The organism is Alicycliphilus sp. T452 (genome assembly GCF_054512775.1).
This window is the reverse complement of record NZ_JBTNEH010000002.1, coordinates 118,119-134,451: the sequence shown is the minus strand read 5'-3', so window position 1 is coordinate 134,451 and position 16,333 is coordinate 118,119. Positions and strand designations below refer to the sequence as shown.

The 16,333-nt window shown below is 69.2% G+C and carries 17 protein-coding genes; 11 read left to right on the top strand and 6 right to left on the bottom strand.

The window, feature by feature from the left end; all coding sequences use genetic code 11:
- The first annotated feature begins 59 nt into the window (after positions 1 to 59).
- Entirely contained in the window at positions 60 to 929 is an 870-nt protein-coding gene (locus ACX12L_RS02240) for a universal stress protein (RefSeq protein WP_459261117.1), read from the top strand.
- Here ACX12L_RS02240 and ACX12L_RS02235 read toward each other — a convergent pair.
- The gene (locus tag ACX12L_RS02235) at positions 864 to 1,298 is read right to left on the bottom strand and encodes a DUF1841 family protein (RefSeq protein WP_459261116.1); all 435 of its coding nucleotides are present in this window, start codon (positions 1,296 to 1,298) and stop codon (positions 864 to 866) included. The two genes, ACX12L_RS02240 and ACX12L_RS02235, sit on opposite strands and share 66 nt — an antisense overlap.
- Before the next feature lie 9 nt (positions 1,299 to 1,307).
- Positions 1,308 to 2,105 carry an IclR family transcriptional regulator domain-containing protein gene (locus ACX12L_RS02230; protein WP_459261115.1) on the bottom strand — a complete coding sequence of 266 codons (798 nt, stop codon included), beginning with the start codon at positions 2,103 to 2,105 and terminating at the stop codon, positions 1,308 to 1,310.
- A gap of 106 nt (positions 2,106 to 2,211) precedes the next feature.
- On the opposite strand from ACX12L_RS02230, the gene ACX12L_RS02225 reads away from it, so the two are divergent.
- From ACX12L_RS02225 to ACX12L_RS02210, 4 genes are all read left to right on the top strand, one after another.
- Positions 2,212 to 2,907, top strand: a complete 696-nt coding sequence (locus tag ACX12L_RS02225; RefSeq protein ID WP_459261114.1) for a 3-oxoacid CoA-transferase subunit A — start codon at positions 2,212 to 2,214, stop codon at positions 2,905 to 2,907.
- An 18-nt stretch (positions 2,908 to 2,925) separates the two neighbouring features.
- Complete coding sequence (locus ACX12L_RS02220; RefSeq protein ID WP_459261113.1) at positions 2,926 to 3,570, top strand: 3-oxoacid CoA-transferase subunit B; 645 nt, start codon at positions 2,926 to 2,928, stop codon at positions 3,568 to 3,570.
- Positions 3,571 to 3,647: 77 nt separating this feature from the next.
- The gene (gene pcaF, locus ACX12L_RS02215) at positions 3,648 to 4,850 is read left to right on the top strand and encodes a 3-oxoadipyl-CoA thiolase (RefSeq protein ID WP_459261112.1); all 1,203 of its coding nucleotides are present in this window, start codon (positions 3,648 to 3,650) and stop codon (positions 4,848 to 4,850) included.
- Between the two features lie 50 nt (positions 4,851 to 4,900).
- Positions 4,901 to 5,905, top strand: coding sequence for a Bug family tripartite tricarboxylate transporter substrate binding protein (locus ACX12L_RS02210; protein WP_459261111.1), 1,005 nt, complete (start codon positions 4,901 to 4,903; stop codon positions 5,903 to 5,905).
- A gap of 61 nt (positions 5,906 to 5,966) precedes the next feature.
- Here ACX12L_RS02210 and kefC read toward each other — a convergent pair whose 3' ends face one another.
- Complete coding sequence (gene kefC, locus ACX12L_RS02205; protein ID WP_459261110.1) at positions 5,967 to 7,838, bottom strand: glutathione-regulated potassium-efflux system protein KefC; 1,872 nt, start codon at positions 7,836 to 7,838, stop codon at positions 5,967 to 5,969.
- Between the two features lie 103 nt (positions 7,839 to 7,941).
- Between kefC and ACX12L_RS02200 the strand changes: the two genes are divergently transcribed.
- Together ACX12L_RS02200 and ACX12L_RS02195 are read left to right on the top strand one after the other, a co-directional pair.
- Positions 7,942 to 8,580, top strand: coding sequence for a LysE family transporter (locus ACX12L_RS02200; protein ID WP_459261109.1), 639 nt, complete (start codon positions 7,942 to 7,944; stop codon positions 8,578 to 8,580).
- 79 nt (positions 8,581 to 8,659) lie between these two features.
- On the top strand, positions 8,660 to 9,280 hold the full coding sequence (locus ACX12L_RS02195; RefSeq protein WP_459261108.1) for a nucleotide-binding protein: 621 nt from the start codon (positions 8,660 to 8,662) through the stop codon (positions 9,278 to 9,280).
- A gap of 78 nt (positions 9,281 to 9,358) precedes the next feature.
- Here the strand turns inward: ACX12L_RS02195 and ACX12L_RS02190 are convergent, their stop codons facing one another.
- A complete protein-coding gene (locus ACX12L_RS02190) occupies positions 9,359 to 9,670 on the bottom strand; it encodes a DUF4148 domain-containing protein (protein WP_459261107.1) in 312 nt (103 codons plus the stop codon).
- Positions 9,671 to 9,885: 215 nt separating this feature from the next.
- Here ACX12L_RS02190 and ACX12L_RS02185 point away from each other — a divergent pair, with 215 nt between their 5' ends.
- Positions 9,886 to 10,836 (top strand): LysR family transcriptional regulator, encoded by a 951-nt coding sequence (locus tag ACX12L_RS02185; protein ID WP_459261106.1) that lies wholly within the window; start codon positions 9,886 to 9,888, stop codon positions 10,834 to 10,836.
- On the opposite strand, the gene ACX12L_RS02180 is transcribed toward ACX12L_RS02185, so the two are convergent.
- Both ACX12L_RS02180 and ACX12L_RS02175 read right to left on the bottom strand, forming a co-directional pair.
- Positions 10,827 to 11,306 carry a tRNA (cytidine(34)-2'-O)-methyltransferase gene (locus ACX12L_RS02180; protein WP_459261105.1) on the bottom strand — a complete coding sequence of 160 codons (480 nt, stop codon included), beginning with the start codon at positions 11,304 to 11,306 and terminating at the stop codon, positions 10,827 to 10,829. The two genes, ACX12L_RS02185 and ACX12L_RS02180, sit on opposite strands and share 10 nt — an antisense overlap.
- A 42-nt stretch (positions 11,307 to 11,348) precedes the next feature.
- Complete coding sequence (locus ACX12L_RS02175) at positions 11,349 to 12,086, bottom strand: phosphoribosyltransferase family protein (RefSeq protein WP_459261104.1); 738 nt, start codon at positions 12,084 to 12,086, stop codon at positions 11,349 to 11,351.
- Between the two features lie 37 nt (positions 12,087 to 12,123).
- On the opposite strand from ACX12L_RS02175, the gene ACX12L_RS02170 reads away from it, so the two are divergent.
- The 3 genes from ACX12L_RS02170 to ctaD all read left to right on the top strand — a co-directional run bounded on the left by ACX12L_RS02170 (position 12,124) and on the right by ctaD (position 16,331).
- Positions 12,124 to 13,032 carry a class I SAM-dependent methyltransferase gene (locus ACX12L_RS02170; RefSeq protein ID WP_459261103.1) on the top strand — a complete coding sequence of 303 codons (909 nt, stop codon included), beginning with the start codon at positions 12,124 to 12,126 and terminating at the stop codon, positions 13,030 to 13,032.
- Positions 13,033 to 13,495: 463 nt separating this feature from the next.
- A complete protein-coding gene (gene coxB, locus ACX12L_RS02165) occupies positions 13,496 to 14,659 on the top strand; it encodes a cytochrome c oxidase subunit II (protein ID WP_459261102.1) in 1,164 nt (387 codons plus the stop codon).
- Between the two features lie 37 nt (positions 14,660 to 14,696).
- Positions 14,697 to 16,331 (top strand): cytochrome c oxidase subunit I, encoded by a 1,635-nt coding sequence (gene ctaD / locus ACX12L_RS02160; RefSeq protein WP_459261101.1) that lies wholly within the window; start codon positions 14,697 to 14,699, stop codon positions 16,329 to 16,331.
- The last annotated feature ends 2 nt before the right edge of the window (positions 16,332 to 16,333 follow it).

Below are 16,333 nucleotides of genomic sequence, written 5' to 3'. Positions count from 1 at the left end.
CGCCGTCGGCGCCCGCCCTTGCCGACCCTCGCCGCCAGAAAACACCAGGAGTCCTGCACATGCGTCTGCACACCATCGTCGCCCTCACCGATTTCTCCCCGGCTGCCGAACATGCGCTGGAGCGCGCTGCGCTGCTGGCCGGCGCCCACGGCGCGCAGCTGCGCATCCTGTTCGCCGCCGATGGTCCGGTGGCCCGGTTCGACGATCCGCAGGCGCGGCTCGTGCAGCGTGCGCGCCATCTGTCGCGCCGCCACGGCCTGCCGGTGCAGGCGCTGCCGCTGGAGCCGGGCGGCGCGGCCGATGGCGTGCTGCGCGCCGCGGCGCAGGCCGACCTGCTGGTGCTCGACGCGCGCATGCGCCGGGGCTGGCAGTCGCTGTGGCGCGGCAGCCTGCTGATGCGGCTGCTGCGCCGCAGCCCCTGCCCGGTGCTCGTGGTGCGGGAGGCGCCCCGCGGCGCGTATGGCCATGTGCTGGTGGACGTGGATTTCTCGCCGGCCTCGCGGGCCGTGGTGCGCTACGCGGGCGGGCTGCAGGCCTCGGCCACGATGGAGCTCTTCCATGGCGCGGACCGGCGCGAGCCGACGGTGGCGCAGGCCTATCGCCAGGACGTGCGGCGCCAGGCACGCCAGCGGCGCGTGCGCCTGTCGGACGCCTTCCACGCCCGGCGCAACCGCGTCGCCATGACCACCGGCACGCAGGATGCGGTGCAGCAGCTGGTGGTGCAGCAGCAGCGCACCGGCGCCGACCTGCTCGTGCTGGAAGGCCTGCCCCATGGGCTTGTGCGCAGCTGGTGGCAGGGCCGCAGGATGCGACGCCTGCTGGGCGGGGTCGGTTGCGACGTGCTGGTGTGCCCGCCGCAGCACCTAGTCGCGCGTGGCGCGGCGCTGCACGCAGGCGATGTAGGCATCGCCGTCGGGCGGGCGGCCTGAGCGCTGCGCCTCCCACAGCATCCGGCCCAGGCATTCCATGGCCGCGTGGTGGGCGTCGTGCAGCGAGCCCAGGCGCGCGGCCAGCAGCTCCACGGCCTGGCGTATGCCGCGTGGCTGGTCGATGCTGCACTGCTCGCTGATCGACAGGTGCATGGACAGGTGCAGGAACGGGTTGGTGCGCGTGGGCGTCTCGTCGTAGTTGCGTGCGAGGGCGGCGTCCACGTCGGCCAGGTCGGCGTGGTACTCGGGGTGCTCGGCGATCCACAGGCCGGCCAGCGTCTCTATGGCCTCCATGGGCTGGCCGGCCTGTTGCTTGGCGTGCGCGGCGCAGAAGAAGCGCCGCACGTCGGCTTGGGTTGGATGGAACATGGCGCGAGCTTAGCGGGTATGCAGCATGCGCGAGATGGTCTGCGCCGTCTGCAGCAGCTCGGGCAGCAATTGCCCGCGCAGCATCTCGGTGCTGGTGCGGTTGGCATGGCCGCTGATGTTCAGCGCAGCCACCACGTCGCCGGCGCGGTTCGTGAGCGGTGTGGCGACCGAGATCAGGCCTTCTTCCAGTTCCTGGTCCACCAGGCACCAGCCCTGCTGGCGCGCCTGGGCGATGCGCGCGAGCAGCGTCTCGTCGTCCAGCGCCGTGTGGCGCGTGAAGGCGGTGCGCGGCAGCGCGGCCAGGCGCGCGCGCAGCTCCTGCTCGGGCAGGGCGGCCAGCAGCACGCGGCCCAGCGAGGTCCAGAACGCCGGCAGGCGCGAGCCCACGGCCAGGTTGGTGCTCATGATCTTGTGCGTGTGCACGCGCAGCACGTAGACGATGTCCAGCCCGTCGAGCACGGCGGCCGAGCAGGACTCGCGCACGCGGTCGGTGAGCGCCTCCATCATGGGCTCGGCCAGGTCCCAGATCGGCATGGAGCTCAGGTAGGCGAAGCCCAGGTCCAGGATGCGCGGCGTGAGGCGGAACAGCCGGCCGTCGCTCTCCAGGTAGCCCAGGGTCTGCAGCGTGAGCAGGATGCGCCGCGCGCCGGCGCGCGTCAGGCCGGTGCGCGCGGCCACCTCGCTCAGCGTCTGCTGCGGCGCGCTGGCGCTGAAGGAGCGGATCACCTCCAGGCCGCGCGCGAATGACTGCACGTAGCTGTCCCCCGGCTTGTGGGTATTACTTACGCAAAGGGGGGTGTCATTCATGGCGATTCGTCCTAAAATTCATTATACGAACATTTGTTCGGTATACGAACAATAATCCGGCACCCCTCGGGCCGGTTTTTCTTTTCTTCACGAGACACGGGAACACATGATCAACAAGATTGCGGATTCGGTCGCCCAGGCGCTCGCGGGCGTGCAGGACGGCGCCACGGTGCTGATCGGCGGCTTCGGCACCTCGGGCAACCCGTCCGAGTTGATCGACGGCCTGATCGCCCATGGCGCGCGCGAGCTCACGGTGGTGAACAACAATGCCGGCAATGGCGACACCGGCCTGGCCGCGCTGCTCAAGAGCGGCCAGGTGCGCAAGATCATCTGCAGCTTCCCGCGCCAGGCCGACAGCTGGGTGTTCGACGAGCTGTACCGCAGCGGCAAGATCGAGCTCGAGCTCGTGCCCCAGGGCAACCTGGCCGAGCGCATGCGCGCCGCCGGCGCCGGCATAGGCGCCTTCTTCTGCCCCACGGCCTACGGCACCGAGCTCGCCAAGGGCAAGGAAACGCGCGAGATCAACGGCCGGCACTACGTGCTGGAGTACCCCATCCACGGGGACGTGGCGCTGGTCAAGGCCGAGAAGGGCGACCGCTGGGGCAACCTGACCTACCGCATGTCGGCGCGCAACTTCGGCCCCGTGTGCGCCATGGCCGCCAAGCACACCGTGGCCACCGTGCACGAGCTGGTGGAGCTGGGCGAGCTGGACCCCGAGGCCGTCGTCACCCCCGGCATCTTCGTGAGCCAGGTGGTGCAGGTGCCGCGCGTCGCCACCCGCGCCGGCGGCATCAGGCAATAAAGCGCAGGAGATACAAGCGTGAGCAACTATCAAAAACGAAGCAAAACGGAACTCGCCGCGCGCGTGGCGCAGGACATTTTCGACGGCGCCTACGTGAACCTGGGCATAGGCCAGCCCACCCTGGTGGCGAACCACCTGCCGGCTGGCCGCGAGGTGGTGCTGCACTCGGAGAACGGCATCCTGGGCATGGGCCCGGCGCCCGCCCCGGGCCAGGAGGACTACGACCTGACCAACGCCGGCAAGCAGCCCGTGACCCTGCTGCCCGGCGGCAGCTTCTTCCACCATGCCGACAGCTTCGCCATGATGCGCGGCGGCCACCTGGACATCTGCGTGCTCGGTGCCTTCCAGGTGAGCAGCACGGGTGACCTGGCCAACTGGAGCACCGGCGAGAGCGGCGCCATTCCCGCCGTGGGCGGCGCCATGGACCTGGCCGTGGGAGCCAAGCAGACCTGGGTGATGATGGACCTGCTGACCAAGACCGGCGAATGCAAGGTGGTCAAGGAATGCAGCTACCCCCTCACGGGCCTGGCCTGCGTCAAGCGCATCTACACCGACCTGTGCACGCTGCAGTGCACGCCCGAGGGCCTGGTGCTCATCGACACCGTGCCGGGCCTCACGCATGCGGAGCTCGAACGCATCGTCGGCCTGCCCATTCGGCAATAAATGCAAAAACGGGCCGTAGCGGCCGTCCAGCAAGCGCTGGAAGCTCACTTTTTTGAAGCATCACCCCTGGAGACACCATGACCCAAGCCTTTATCTGCGACGCCATCCGCACCCCCTTCGGCCGCTACGGCGGTGCCTTGAGCGGCGTGCGCACCGACGACCTGGGCGCCGTGCCCATCAAGGCGCTGATGGAGCGCAACCCCGGCGTGGACTGGAAGGCCGTGGACGACGTGCTCTACGGCTGCGCCAACCAGGCCGGCGAGGACAACCGCAACGTGGCGCGCATGGCGGCCCTGCTGGCGGGGCTGCCCATCGCCGTGCCCGGCGCCACCATCAACCGCCTGTGCGGCTCGGGCCTGGACGCCGTGGGCACGGCCGCGCGCGCCATCCGGGCCGGCGAGGCCCGCCTGATGATCGCCGGCGGCGTGGAGAGCATGAGCCGCGCCCCCTTCGTCATGCCCAAGGCGGAATCCGCCTTCAGCCGCAGCAACGCGGTGTACGACACCACCATCGGCTGGCGCTTCGTCAACAGGCTGATGAAGCAGCACTACGGCGTGGACTCCATGCCCGAGACCGCCGAGAACGTGGCCGACGACTTCCAGATCGAGCGCGAAGCGCAGGACCGCATGGCCCTGGCCAGCCAGCAGAAGGCCGCCGCCGCGATTGCCGCCGGCCATCTGGCCAAGGAGATCGTGCCCGTCCACATCCCCCAGAAGAAGGGCGAGCCGGTCATCGTGGGCCAGGACGAGCACCCGCGCGCCACCACGCTGGAGGCGCTGGCCAAGCTCAAGGGCGTGGTGCGCCCTGATGGCACTGTCACCGCGGGCAACGCCAGCGGCGTGAACGACGGCGCCTGCGCGCTGCTGCTGGCCAATGAAGAGGCCGCCAGGCAATACGGCCTGGTGCCCCGCGCCCGCGTGGTGGGCATGGCCGTGGCGGGCGTGGCCCCGCGCATCATGGGCTTCGGCCCGGCGCCTGCGGTGCGCAAGGTGCTGCAGCTCACCGGCCTCACGCTCGACCAGATGGACGTGATCGAGCTCAACGAGGCCTTTGCCGCCCAGGGCCTGGCCGTGCTGCGCGATCTTGGCATTGCCGACGACGACAAGCGCGTCAACCAGTGGGGCGGCGCCATCGCTCTGGGCCACCCGCTGGGCGCATCGGGCGCGCGCCTGGCCACCACGGCCGTGAGCCAGCTGCACGAGCTGGGCGGGCGCTACGCGCTGTGCACCATGTGCATCGGCGTGGGCCAGGGCATCGCCGTGGTGCTGGAGCGCGTGTGATTTTCACGGCGCCGCAGTGGCGCCATTGCATCGATGGAAAGGAAGATTTGATGAACACCAAGCCGCATCTGCCGCGCAAGCTGGCCCGCCGCACCCTGCTGGCCGGCATGGCCGTGGCCGCCGCCGGCGCGCTGCCCCTGGGCGCCGCCGCGCAGAACTACCCCGCCAAGCCCGTGACCATCATCGTGCCGTTCTCGGCCGGCGGCACCACGGACATCCTGGCGCGCATCGTGGGCCAGGGCCTGCAGACCGAGCTGGGCCAGCCCTTCGTGGTGGACAACCGCGCCGGCGCGGGCGGCAACATCGGTGCCTCGCTGGCTGCCAAGGCGCCCGCCGACGGCTACACGCTGTTCATGGGCACGGTGGGCACGCACGCCATCAACCAGGCCCTGTACAAGAAGCTGCCGTTCGACCCGGTGAAGGACTTCGCGCCGATCTCGCGCGTGGCCACGGTGCCCAACCTGCTGGTGGCGCACCCGAGCCAGCCGTACAAGACCGTCAAGGAGCTGATCGCTTACGCCAAGGCCAACCCCGGCAAGGTGACCTTCGGCTCGCCGGGCAGCGGCGCGTCGCCCCACGTGTCGGGCGAGCTGTTCCGCACCATGACCGGCACCGACCTGCTGCACGTGCCCTACAAGGGCAGCGCGCCGGCCATGACCGACCTGCTGGGCGGCCAGATCTCCATCATGTTCGACAACATGCCCTCGGCCATCCAGCACGTGCGCTCGGGCAAGCTGCGCCCCATCGCCGTGACCACGGCCAAGCGCTCGCCCGAACTGCCCGACGTGCCCACCATCGCCGAGGCCGGCGTGCCCGGCTACGAGGCCATGTCCTGGTTCGGCATGTTCGCTCCGGCCGCCACGCCCAAGCCCGTGCTGGACAAGCTCAACGCCGCCCTGGTCAAGGTGCTGAACCAGCCCGACGTGAAGAAGAAAATCGCCGAGCAGGGCGGCGACGTGGTGGCCGAGACGCCCGCGCAGTTCGCCGCCTTCATCAAGGCCGAGAGCGCCAAGTGGGGCAAGGTGGTGAAGGAGTCGGGCGCAACGGTCGATTGATCGATTGCTGCTGATATAGGAGCTTGCGGCGCCCGTCCAATGGGCGCTGCAGGCTCTTTTTTTATGAATCCTTGGCCGGTTGCGGCGCGTCCGGCACCAGGCCGCTGCCGGCCTCGGCGGCGGCCATGCGCTCCTGCCGCTCCTTGGCCATCTGCTCCACGAGTTGCTGGCGCCCCTGCTTGGCCACGGCGATCATGGCCTCGCGGTCGTTGTGGTGCTCGTACATGCGCTCGGACAGCGCGATGTTGTGGGTGCGGAAGCGCTCGGCCAGCCGGTCGGCCTCCTGGGGCGGCAGGCCCGTGAGCTCCAGCACCGTGCGCGCCGTGCGCAGGCTGGACTCGAACAGCTCGCGCTCCACATGCTCCACGCCCAGGTCGCGCAGGCTGTGCCAGTGCGTCACGTCGCGCGCGCGGGCCACCACCTGCAGGTGCGGGAAATGCTTCTTCGCCAGCTGCACGATCTTCAGCGACTGGTCGGGCGCGTCCACCGCCACCACCAGGATGCGGGCCTGCTCGGCGCCGGCCATGCGCAGCAGGTTCACGCGCGTGGCGTCGCCGTAGAACACGCGGTAGCCGAAGGTGTGGGCCACCTCCAGCATCTCCACGCTGTGGTCCAGCACCGTGGCGGGAACGCCCTGGGCGAGCATCAGGCGCGCCACGATCTGCCCGTAGCGCCCGAAGCCGGCGATGATCACCGGCGCGCTCTGCGGCTCGGAGATCTCCGGCACCTGCGGCGCGCTCCTGAGCGTGGCGAAGCGCTTGAGCAGCACGCGGTCGAGCAGCACCAGCAGCAGCGGGCTGATGAGCATGGACAGCGCCACCGCGCCGATCAGCAGCGAGGCCGTCTCGGCGGCAATGGCGCCGAACGTGGCGCCGGCCTGGAACACCACGAAGGCGAATTCGCCGCCCTGCGCCAGCAGCAGCGTGAACACGGGCCGCTCCTGGTAGGGCATGGCGGTCACGCGCGCCAGCAGCCAGATCACCGCGGTCTTGATGGCCAGAAAGCCCAGCAGCAGGCCGAGCATGGCGAGGGGCTGGCGCAGGATCACGCCGAAGTCGATGCTCATGCCCACGGCGATGAAGAACAGGCCCAGCAGCAGGCCCTTGAAGGGCTCGATGTCGGTCTCCAGCTCGCGCCGGTATTCGCTGTCGGCCAGCAGCACGCCGGCCAGGAAGGCGCCCAGCGCCATGGACAGGCCCACCGACAGCATCAGCATGGCGATGCCCACCACCAGGAACAGCGACGTGGCGGTGAAGATCTCGGGCGTCTTGCTCCTGGCGATCCAGCGCAGCAGCGGCCGCAGTACCCAGCGCCCGCCGAGCACGATGGCGCCCACCACGGCCACGATCTTGAGGGCCTCGGCCAGCAGATCCTGCGGCCCGTGCGGATGGGCCGCATCGGCCGCGCGCGCCGCCACGCCCAAGAGCGGCAGCAGCGCCAGGATGGGGATGGCCGCCACGTCCTGGAACAGCAGGATGGAGAACGCCTTCTGCCCGCTGTCGGTGCGCATGAGGTTGCGCTCGTTGATGACCTGCAGCGCGATCGCCGTGGACGACAGCGCCAGCCCCAGCGCCCCCACCAGCCCCACGCGCCAGGGCAGGCCGAAGGCCCAGGCCGCGGCCCACAGCAGCGCGGCGCAGCCCAGCACCTGCGCCGTGCCCAGCCCGAAGATGGGGCGGCGCATGCTCCACAGGCGGGCCGGCTGCAGCTCCAGCCCCACGAGGAACAGCATCAGCACCACGCCGAACTCGGCGAAGTGCAGGATGTCCTGCACGTTGCTGACGAGCGAGAGACCCCAGGGCCCGATGGCGATGCCCGCGGCCAGGTAGCCGATGATGGCGCCCAGGCCCAGCGCGCGGGCGATGGGCACGGCGATCACGGCCGCGGCAAGATAAGTGAATCCGTAGGTGAGCCAGACGGGGGCGTGGGCCATGGTGGGGAGGGGTGCGGGGCGGGAAGCGGTCCGAAATTGTGACACCCCGTGTCCAATGCCGCCGATAGAATCGGCCGTTTCCTTTCTTCTCACGCGGCGCGACATGGACTGGCATACCTGGATGGCTTTTTTTGCGGCATCGTGGGTGATCGCCATCTCGCCGGGCTCGGGCGCCGTGCTGTCCATGAGCCACGGCCTGTCCTACGGCGTGCGCAAGACGGGCGCCACCATCCTGGGGCTGGAGCTGGGCCTGCTGTTCATCCTCGTCGTGGCGGGCGCGGGCGTGGGCTCGCTGCTCATCGCGTCCGAGCTCGCCTTCGGCATCGTCAAGGTGCTGGGCGCGTGCTACCTCATCTACCTGGGCTGGTGCCAGTGGCGCGCGGGCTCCGCCGGCACGCTGGGCGGCGACCTCGTGGCCGCGCCCGCGAGCTGGCGCCGGCGCGTGCTGGCCGGGGCGCTGACCAATGCCACCAACCCCAAGGGCATCCTGTTCATGGTGGCCGTGCTGCCGCAGTTCATGAGCGATGCGCGCCCGCTGTGGAGCCAACTGCTGATCATGGCCGCGACCCTGGTCTCGGTGGACCTGATCGTCATGAACGGCTACGCCGCCAGCGCCAGCGCGCTGCGCCGCGTGATGCAGAACGCCGGCGCCATGCGCGCGCAGAACCGCGTGTTCGGCGGCCTGCTGATGCTGGTGGGCACGGGACTGTTCTTCGTTAAGCGTGGCACGCAGCACGCATGATGCAATCAAGTTGATAGCTGCCAGCGCTTGATGGATGGGCGCTGGAGCCTGTTTTTATTAAATTACCAGAGAGGGTCGCATGCCGGTCATCGCTGTTGCCAGTCCCAAGGGTGGCGTGGGCAAGTCCACGCTGGCCACCAACATCGCGGGCTACTTCGCCAGCCGCGGCCACCAGGTCGTGCTGGGCGACGCGGACCGCCAGCACTCCGCGCGCCTGTGGCTGCAGCAGCGCCCCCAGGCGGCGCGGCCCATAGGCGTCTGGGAGGTGGACGCCGACTGGATCAGCGCCCCGCCGAAACAGGCCACGCACGCCGTGCTCGACACCCCCGCGGGCCTGGGCGGCTGGCGCCTGAAGGACGCGCTGAATCTGGCCGACCGCATCATCGTGCCGCTGCAGCCCAGCCTGTTCGACATCTTCGCCACGGGCCAGTACCTGGATGAGCTGGCCGCGCAGCGCAAGGGCGGCCTGGAGCGGGTGGCCATCGTCGGCATGCGCGTGGACCCGCGCACCATCGTCGCCCAGAAGCTGCGCAACTTCGTGGATGGCCTGGGCCTGCCCGTGCTCGGCTACCTGCGCAACACGCAGAACTACATCCAGCTGGCGGCGCAGGGCCAGTCGGTGTTCGACGTGACCGCCTCGCGCGTGGCGCGCGACCTGGAGCAGTGGCAGGGCATCTGCGCCTGGCTCGACGAGGCTTGACCCCATAACACGGCCGCCATGAAAAGGCCGCTCGCCCCCTGCAAGGGGCGAGCGGCCTGGCGCGCCCGTGGGGGCGGATCAGTTGAAGTTGCTCGCGTGGGAGTGGACGCTGGCCTGCGCGGCCTCGATCGCCTCCTTGCGCACCTCGGCGCGCGTCCGCGCGCTCGCCGTGCCGGCGGCCATGTCGTCCCACTCGCCGGAGCGGGGCATGGTGCCGTTGGCGCGTGCGGCCACCAGGTCGGCGATCACGGCCTCGCGGGTGAGCGTGCTCGGTTGCGACTGCATGGCGTTGCCGGGGTAGCTGCCCTCGCCGTACTGGATGGGGGCGTCGGCATGCGCGGTGGCGATGGCGCCCAGGGCCAGCGCAGCGGCGATCAGGGTCTTGTTCATGGTGTATTCCTTTCTTTGCAGGGTTGTCCTTTCCCGGTGCTCAGGCTGCTGCCTGTCTTCCTGGGACGGTGGGCGGTTGCCGATGGAAATGAATGCAATGCCGTCCATGGAGTGCACTTTATCGAGGGATAACCCTTGGAAAAAGCCGTTTTTCTGCAATGATTGGGTGCAGAAATTGAAATAATCATGGCCATTGCAGGCGGAGGTGACCGGACATGGACAGGCTGATGACGATGCGTGTGTTCCAGGTCGTTGCCGACGAGGGCGGCTTTGCGGCCGCGGCGCGCGCGCTGGACATGGCGCCCGCCACGGTGACGCGTTTCGTCGCCGACCTGGAGCGCGACGTGGGTGCGCGCCTGCTGCAGCGCACCACGCGCCGGGTGTCGCTGACCGAGGTGGGGGCGGCCTACCTGGCCCGCGTGCGCATGATCCTGGCCGAGGTGGGCGAGGCACGCGCCATGGCGCAGGAATACACCGGGGGCATGAGCGGCGTGCTGCGGGTGTGTGCCAGCCCGGTGCTGGCCGCCCATGTCCTGGCGCCGCTGGTGGCGCAGTTCCGGACGCGGCATCCGGCCGTGCTGCTGGACATCCATGTGCAGATAGGCGCCGACCTGCCGATCGCCGACCATGACATCACCCTGCTCGGCGCGCCTTCGGACTATGACGCGGACCTGATCGCGCGGCCCTTCGCATCCACGGTGAGCGTGCTGTGCGCCTCGCCGGCCTACCTGGACCGCCGCGGCGCGCCGCGCACGCCGCAGGAACTGTCGGAGCATGACTGCCTGCTGGCGGACCACATGGCCGACATGCGCCACGGCGTGGTGCGGCTCAGCCACCCGGCGCATGGGGGGCGCTTGACCGAGGTGGCGGTGCGTCCGGTGTGCGTGGTCAACCATTCGGACACGCTCATGGGGATCGCGCTCGGCGGCGCCGGCATCGCCGCCCTGTCCGTGGACCTGGTGGCGGAGCATCTGCAGAGCGGCCGGCTGGCGCGCGTGCTCGCGCCCTGGAGCTGCGGCCGCTACACGCTCTACGCCGCGCTGCCCAGCCGCAAGTTCATGCCGGCGCGCACCCGGGCCTTCCTGGATTTCCTGTCCGAGCGCACGCGCACGCGCATCCGTGAGGCGCTGGGCGGGGAGCTTCCGGACGAAGGGGTTCAGGACTGAGCCGCGGGCCCCAGAAAACTGTTCTGCCGCCAGGCCTCGAACACCGTCACGGCCACGGCGTTCGACAGGTTCAGGCTGCGCTGCCCGGGCAGCATGGGCAGGCGCAGGCGCTGCGCGGGTGGGAAGGTCTCGCGCAGCTCGGGCGGCAGGCCGCGCGATTCGGCGCCGAACACCATCCAGTCGCCGGGCAGGAAGCCCGCGTCGTAGACCGAGCGCGTGCCGTGCGTGGTCAGCGCGAACATGCGCGAGGGGTCGGGCCGCATGTCGCGCAGCAGCGCCGTCCAGCCGCTGTGGCGGCGCACCTCGGCGTACTCGTGGTAATCCAGGCCCGCGCGCCGCATGAGCCGGTCCTCCATGGAAAAGCCCAGCGGCTCCACCAGGTGCAGCATGCAGCCGGTGTTGGCGGCCAGGCGAATCACGTTGCCGGTGTTGGGCGGGATCTCGGGCTCGACGAGGACGATGTGGAACATGGGCGCCATTGTCAACCGGGATGAGGCGCGCCTGCGCCGCGGTCACGGCGTGCGCGCCAGAACGATGGCCGTGATGTGGCGCACGCCCGCCTCGCGCAGGGGTGCGGCGGCCGCGTGCAGCGTGGCGCCCGTGGTCATCACGTCGTCCACCAGCAGCACGCGCCGGCCCGATGCCCGCGCCGCCAGCAGCGGGTCGAGCATGAACGCGCCGCGCAGGTTGCGCAGGCGCTGCGCGCGCGTGAGGTGGCTTTGCGCTTCGGCGTCGCGCGTGCGCAGCAGCAGATGCGGGTGCACGTGCGGGCTGCCCAGCCGGCGCGCCAGCAGCAGCGCCTGGTTGTAGCCGCGCTGGCGCAGCCGCTCGCGCGACAGCGGCACGGGTAGCACCAGATCGGCCTGCGCGATGGCGGCCTGCGCGCCCGGGGCCTGCTGCATGAGCTCGGCCAGCGCGGAGGCCCAGCCCGGGTCGGCCTGGAACTTGAACTGCGCCAGGAGATGGGCCCACGGGAAGCCGTAGCTCACGGCCGCCAGGCAGGCATCGAGCGGCGGCGGGTGGCGCAGGCATTCACCGCATTGCGCCACGCCGCCGGGAACCACGGCCGCGCAGGTGCCGCAGCGCGCGCCCGGCCGGGCGAATTGCGCGCGGCAGGCATCGCACAGGCGGCGCGCGGGCCATGCGTGGCAGACGGCGCACTGGCTGGGCAGCCCGGCTGCCAGGCCCGCCAGGGCATGCAGTCCGCGGCGCCAGTGCTGCGATATCCCTGCGGGGCGCGTGTCGGCCATGGGCTCAATATACTCGCGGCCATTTGCGGCCCCCGCCATGTCCGAACCTCTTCCGCCCACCATCGACCCGGTCGCCGCCGCGCGCTGGCATGCCTTGGTGCCCGATGAATCTCCCTGGCTGCACGAGGAGGTCGCACGGCGCATGCAGGAGCGGCTGCAGTGGATCGTCAAGGCGCCAGCGGCATGGTGCGACTGGGACCCGCTGCGCGGCGGCATGCAGGGCCATGCCCTGGTGGGCGAGCGCTTCGCGCAGGCTGTCAGCCAGATCGCGGAGACCTCTTCGCCCCGGGGGGAGGCGATGCTTCGCACGCGCCTTGCCAGGCCCTGGTGGAGCCCGGCGCGCTGGTCGGCGGCAGCCCCGCGCTTCGGCCTGCCGCAGGACGGCAGCCAGCAGATGCTCTGGTCCAACATGGCCCTGCACATGGCGGCCGAGCCGCAGGCGCTGATGGCCCGATGGCACCGCGCGCTGGCGGTGGACGGCTACCTGATGTTCTCCTGCCTGGGGCCGGACACGCTGCGCGAGCTGCATGCCCTGTATGCCGAACTGGGCTGGCCCGCGCCCGGCCACGCGCTGACCGACATGCACGACTGGGGCGACATGCTGGTGCACGCCGGCTTTGCCGAGCCCATCATGGACATGGAGCGCATCACGCTCACGTTCGCCACCCCGCAGCGCCTGCTGCAGGAACTGCGCGGCCTGGGGCGCAACCTCCATCCCCGGCGCTTCGCGGCGTTGCGTGGACGCAACTGGCGCGCGCGGCTGGAACAGGCGCTGGCGCAGCGCCTGGCGGACCCGCGCCATGGCGGGCAACTGGCGCTGACCTTCGAGATCATCTATGGGCACGCCTTCAAGCCCGCGCCGCGCGTGCGTGTGGAGGGCAGCAGCGCGGTGTCCCTGCAGGACATGCGCTCCATGCTGAAGTCGGGGCGCACACCCGCGCGTTGAGCGCGTGGCGGCGCTATCTGCGTCGTCAATGATCTTTATCAATGCAGGCTACAATCGTTTGCGATTGCAGATTCGGAACTCTCTTGGCGCATCGAAGCCTGGCTGCCGTCAGGTCTTCACTGTCGCATCTTCTGGAGTTCTGAGGGCGCCACGGCGTCGTCAGGCCTCCTTTCTGCGTCATTTGTCGGCGGTTTTTTCTCGGGACTAACGCGTATTGCAGCCAGGTTCCGGGCTGGGCATGCTGAATGCGGTCAAGAGAGTCCGTGCGGGGTGTGCCCCGCTTGCGATCGTGGAGACAACGGGCCGCGAGGAGAGCGGTCCGGACTGATTGGGAAAGCGGCGGTCACGCGCTGTCCGGCCCTCGCCGGCATGGGTGTGGATGCATGCGGCTTTGCGCATTGCCTGTCGCCAGGCGGATGTGGCAAGGGATTGGTCAACTGGAGCTGAGAGACAAGAGAGAACCATGACAAGTATTTCCAACAAGCTGGCCTCCCTGTTGCTGGTGCCGCTCGCATCGCTGAGCACCGCGGCCCATGCGGTGCAGGACCTGCCCGGCGGCCCCGCGGTGCGGCAACTCAACCTGCATCCGCCCGTCACCAAGATCGCCGAGGCGCAGCACGACCTGCACTGGATGCTCCTGATCATCTGCACGGTCATCTTCATCGGCGTGTTCGGTGCCATGTTCTATTCCATCTGGCACCACCGCAAGTCGCGCGGTGCCAAGGCGGCCCATTTCCATGAATCGACGGCCATCGAAGTCGCCTGGACGGTGATTCCGTTCCTGATCGTGATCGCCATGGCCGCGCCGGCCACCAAGGTGATCGTGGCGCAAAAGGACACGACCAACTCCGACCTCACCATCAAGGTCACCGGCTACCAGTGGAAGTGGGGGTACGACTACCTCAACGGCGAGGGGCAGGGCATCGGCTTCCTGTCCACGCTGGACTCCTCGCAGCGCGCGCTCTCCAGCGCCGGCACGCCCGAGGGCGACAACTACCTGCTGAAGGTGGACAACCCCCTGGTGGTGCCCGTCAACAAGAAGGTGCGCATCATCACCACGGCCAACGACGTGGTCCACTCGTGGATGGTGCCGTCCTTCGGGGTCAAGCAGGACGCCATCCCGGGCTTCGTGCGCGACACCTGGTTCCGCGCCGAGAAGCCGGGCGACTATTACGGGCAGTGCGTGGAACTGTGCGGCAAGGAGCATGCCTACATGCCCATCCACGTGAAGGTGCTGCCGCAGGCGGAATACACGGCCTGGGTCGATGCCGAGCAGAAGAAGGCGGCGGCCAGGCTCGATGACCCGAACAAGGTCTGGGCGCTGCCCGACCTCGAGGCCCGCGGCGCCAAGGTCTACGCCGCCAACTGCGCGGCCTGCCACCAGGCCAACGGCAAGGGTGCGGGGCCTATCAAGCCGCTCGATGGCTCGGCCGTCGTCAAGGACGCCGACCACGCGCGGCAGATCCAGGTGGTCCTCAAGGGCGCGGCCAGTGGCGCCATGCCCGCCTGGGCGGCCCTGAGCGACACCGACCTGGCGGCCGTGGTCACCTATACCAAGAACGCCTGGTCCAACAAGAGCGGCCAGATCGTGCAGCCAGCAGAGATCGTTGCCCAGCGCGGCAAGTGAAAACCCAGGCCCGAAGCAACGTATTGAGGATTCGACCATGAGCGCAGTTCTGGACAACCATGGGCACGCGGCAGGCCATGCCGCCGGTCACGCGGACCACCACCACCATCCCACCGGCTGGCGGCGCTGGCTGTTCGCCACCAACCACAAGGACATCGGCACGCTGTACCTGCTGTTCTCCTTCACCATGCTGATGGTGGGCGGCCTGCTGGCGATGCTGATCCGCGCCGAGCTGTTCCAGCCCGGTCTGCAGATCGTGAACCCCGAGATGTTCAACCAGTTCACCACCATGCACGGGCTGATCATGGTGTTCGGCGCCATCATGCCGGCCTTCGTGGGCTTCGCGAACTGGATGATCCCGCTGCAGATCGGCGCCTCCGACATGGCGTTCGCGCGCATGAACAACTTCAGCTTCTGGCTGCTGGTGCCCGCGGGCATCATGCTGTCGGCCTCGTTCTTCATGCCGGGCGGGGCGCCCGCGGGCGGCTGGACGCTCTATGCGCCGCTGTCGGCGCAGATGCCCATGTCGCTGGACGCGGCCATCTTCGCGCTGCACATCATGGGCGCCTCGTCCATCATGGGCGCGATCAACATCATCGTCACCATCCTGAACATGCGCGCGCCCGGCATGACGCTGATGAAGATGCCGATCTTCTGCTGGAGCTGGCTGATCACCGCCTACCTCCTGATCGCCGTGATGCCGGTGTTCGCCGGCGCCATCACGATGACGCTCACCGACCGCCATTTCGGCACCAGCTTCTTCAACCCCGCCGGCGGCGGCGACCCGGTGATGTACCAGCACATCTTCTGGTTCTTCGGCCACCCCGAGGTCTACATCATGATCCTGCCGGCCTTCGGCATGATCAGCCAGATCGTGCCGACCTTCGCGCGCAAGCGGCTGTTCGGCTACACGTCCATGGTCTATGCGATCGCGGCGATCGCCACGCTGTCGATGATCGTCTGGGCGCACCACATGTTCACCACCGGCATGCCGGTCACGGGCCAGCTGTTCTTCATGTACGGCACCATGCTGATCGCCATTCCGACCGGGGTGAAAGTGTTCAACTGGACGGCCACCATGTGGCGCGGCTCCATGACCTTCGAGACCCCGATGCTGTGGGCCGTGGGCTTCATCTTCGTGTTCACCATCGGCGGCTTCACCGGCGTGATACCGGCCGTGGTGCCCATCGACACCCAGATCCAGGACACCTACTACATCATCGCCCACTTCCACTACGTGCTGGTGGCCGGCTCCCTGTTCGCCATCTACGGCGCTTACTACTACTGGTCGCCCAAATGGAGCGGCGTGATGTACAGCGAGACGCGCGGCAGGATCCACTTCTGGTGGTCCATGGTCTCCTTCAACGTCGCGTTCTTCCCCATGCACTTCCTGGGGCTCGCCGGCATGCCGCGCCGCTACGCCGACTATCCGATGCAGTTCGCCGACTTCAACATGATCGCCTCGATCGGCGCCTTCTTCTTCGGCGCGGCGCAGCTGTACTTCTTCTTCGCCGTGGTGCTGCCCATGCTGCGCGGCAAGGGCGAGAAGGCCCCGCAGCGTCCCTGGGAAGCGGCCGAGGGGCTGGAGTGGGAGGTTCCGTCGCCGGCGCCGTTCCATACCTTCGAAAACCCGCCGAAGCTGGACGCGACGGCAACCCGGGTCGTCGGGTGAAT

Coding starts and splice junctions, on each gene's coding strand:
- ACX12L_RS02240 (WP_459261117.1), top strand. CDS start 60: ATGCGTCTGCACACCATCGTCGCCCTCACCGATTTCTCCCCGGCTGCC.
- ACX12L_RS02235 (WP_459261116.1), bottom strand. CDS start 1,298: ATGTTCCATCCAACCCAAGCCGACGTGCGGCGCTTCTTCTGCGCCGCG.
- ACX12L_RS02230 (WP_459261115.1), bottom strand. CDS start 2,105: ATGAATGACACCCCCCTTTGCGTAAGTAATACCCACAAGCCGGGGGAC.
- ACX12L_RS02225 (WP_459261114.1), top strand. CDS start 2,212: ATGATCAACAAGATTGCGGATTCGGTCGCCCAGGCGCTCGCGGGCGTG.
- pcaF (WP_459261112.1), top strand. CDS start 3,648: ATGACCCAAGCCTTTATCTGCGACGCCATCCGCACCCCCTTCGGCCGC.
- ACX12L_RS02210 (WP_459261111.1), top strand. CDS start 4,901: ATGAACACCAAGCCGCATCTGCCGCGCAAGCTGGCCCGCCGCACCCTG.
- kefC (WP_459261110.1), bottom strand. CDS start 7,838: ATGGCCCACGCCCCCGTCTGGCTCACCTACGGATTCACTTATCTTGCC.
- ACX12L_RS02200 (WP_459261109.1), top strand. CDS start 7,942: ATGGACTGGCATACCTGGATGGCTTTTTTTGCGGCATCGTGGGTGATC.
- ACX12L_RS02195 (WP_459261108.1), top strand. CDS start 8,660: ATGCCGGTCATCGCTGTTGCCAGTCCCAAGGGTGGCGTGGGCAAGTCC.
- ACX12L_RS02190 (WP_459261107.1), bottom strand. CDS start 9,670: ATGAACAAGACCCTGATCGCCGCTGCGCTGGCCCTGGGCGCCATCGCC.
- ACX12L_RS02185 (WP_459261106.1), top strand. CDS start 9,886: ATGGACAGGCTGATGACGATGCGTGTGTTCCAGGTCGTTGCCGACGAG.
- ACX12L_RS02180 (WP_459261105.1), bottom strand. CDS start 11,306: ATGTTCCACATCGTCCTCGTCGAGCCCGAGATCCCGCCCAACACCGGC.
- ACX12L_RS02175 (WP_459261104.1), bottom strand. CDS start 12,086: ATGGCCGACACGCGCCCCGCAGGGATATCGCAGCACTGGCGCCGCGGA.
- ACX12L_RS02170 (WP_459261103.1), top strand. CDS start 12,124: ATGTCCGAACCTCTTCCGCCCACCATCGACCCGGTCGCCGCCGCGCGC.
- coxB (WP_459261102.1), top strand. CDS start 13,496: ATGACAAGTATTTCCAACAAGCTGGCCTCCCTGTTGCTGGTGCCGCTC.
- ctaD (WP_459261101.1), top strand. CDS start 14,697: ATGAGCGCAGTTCTGGACAACCATGGGCACGCGGCAGGCCATGCCGCC.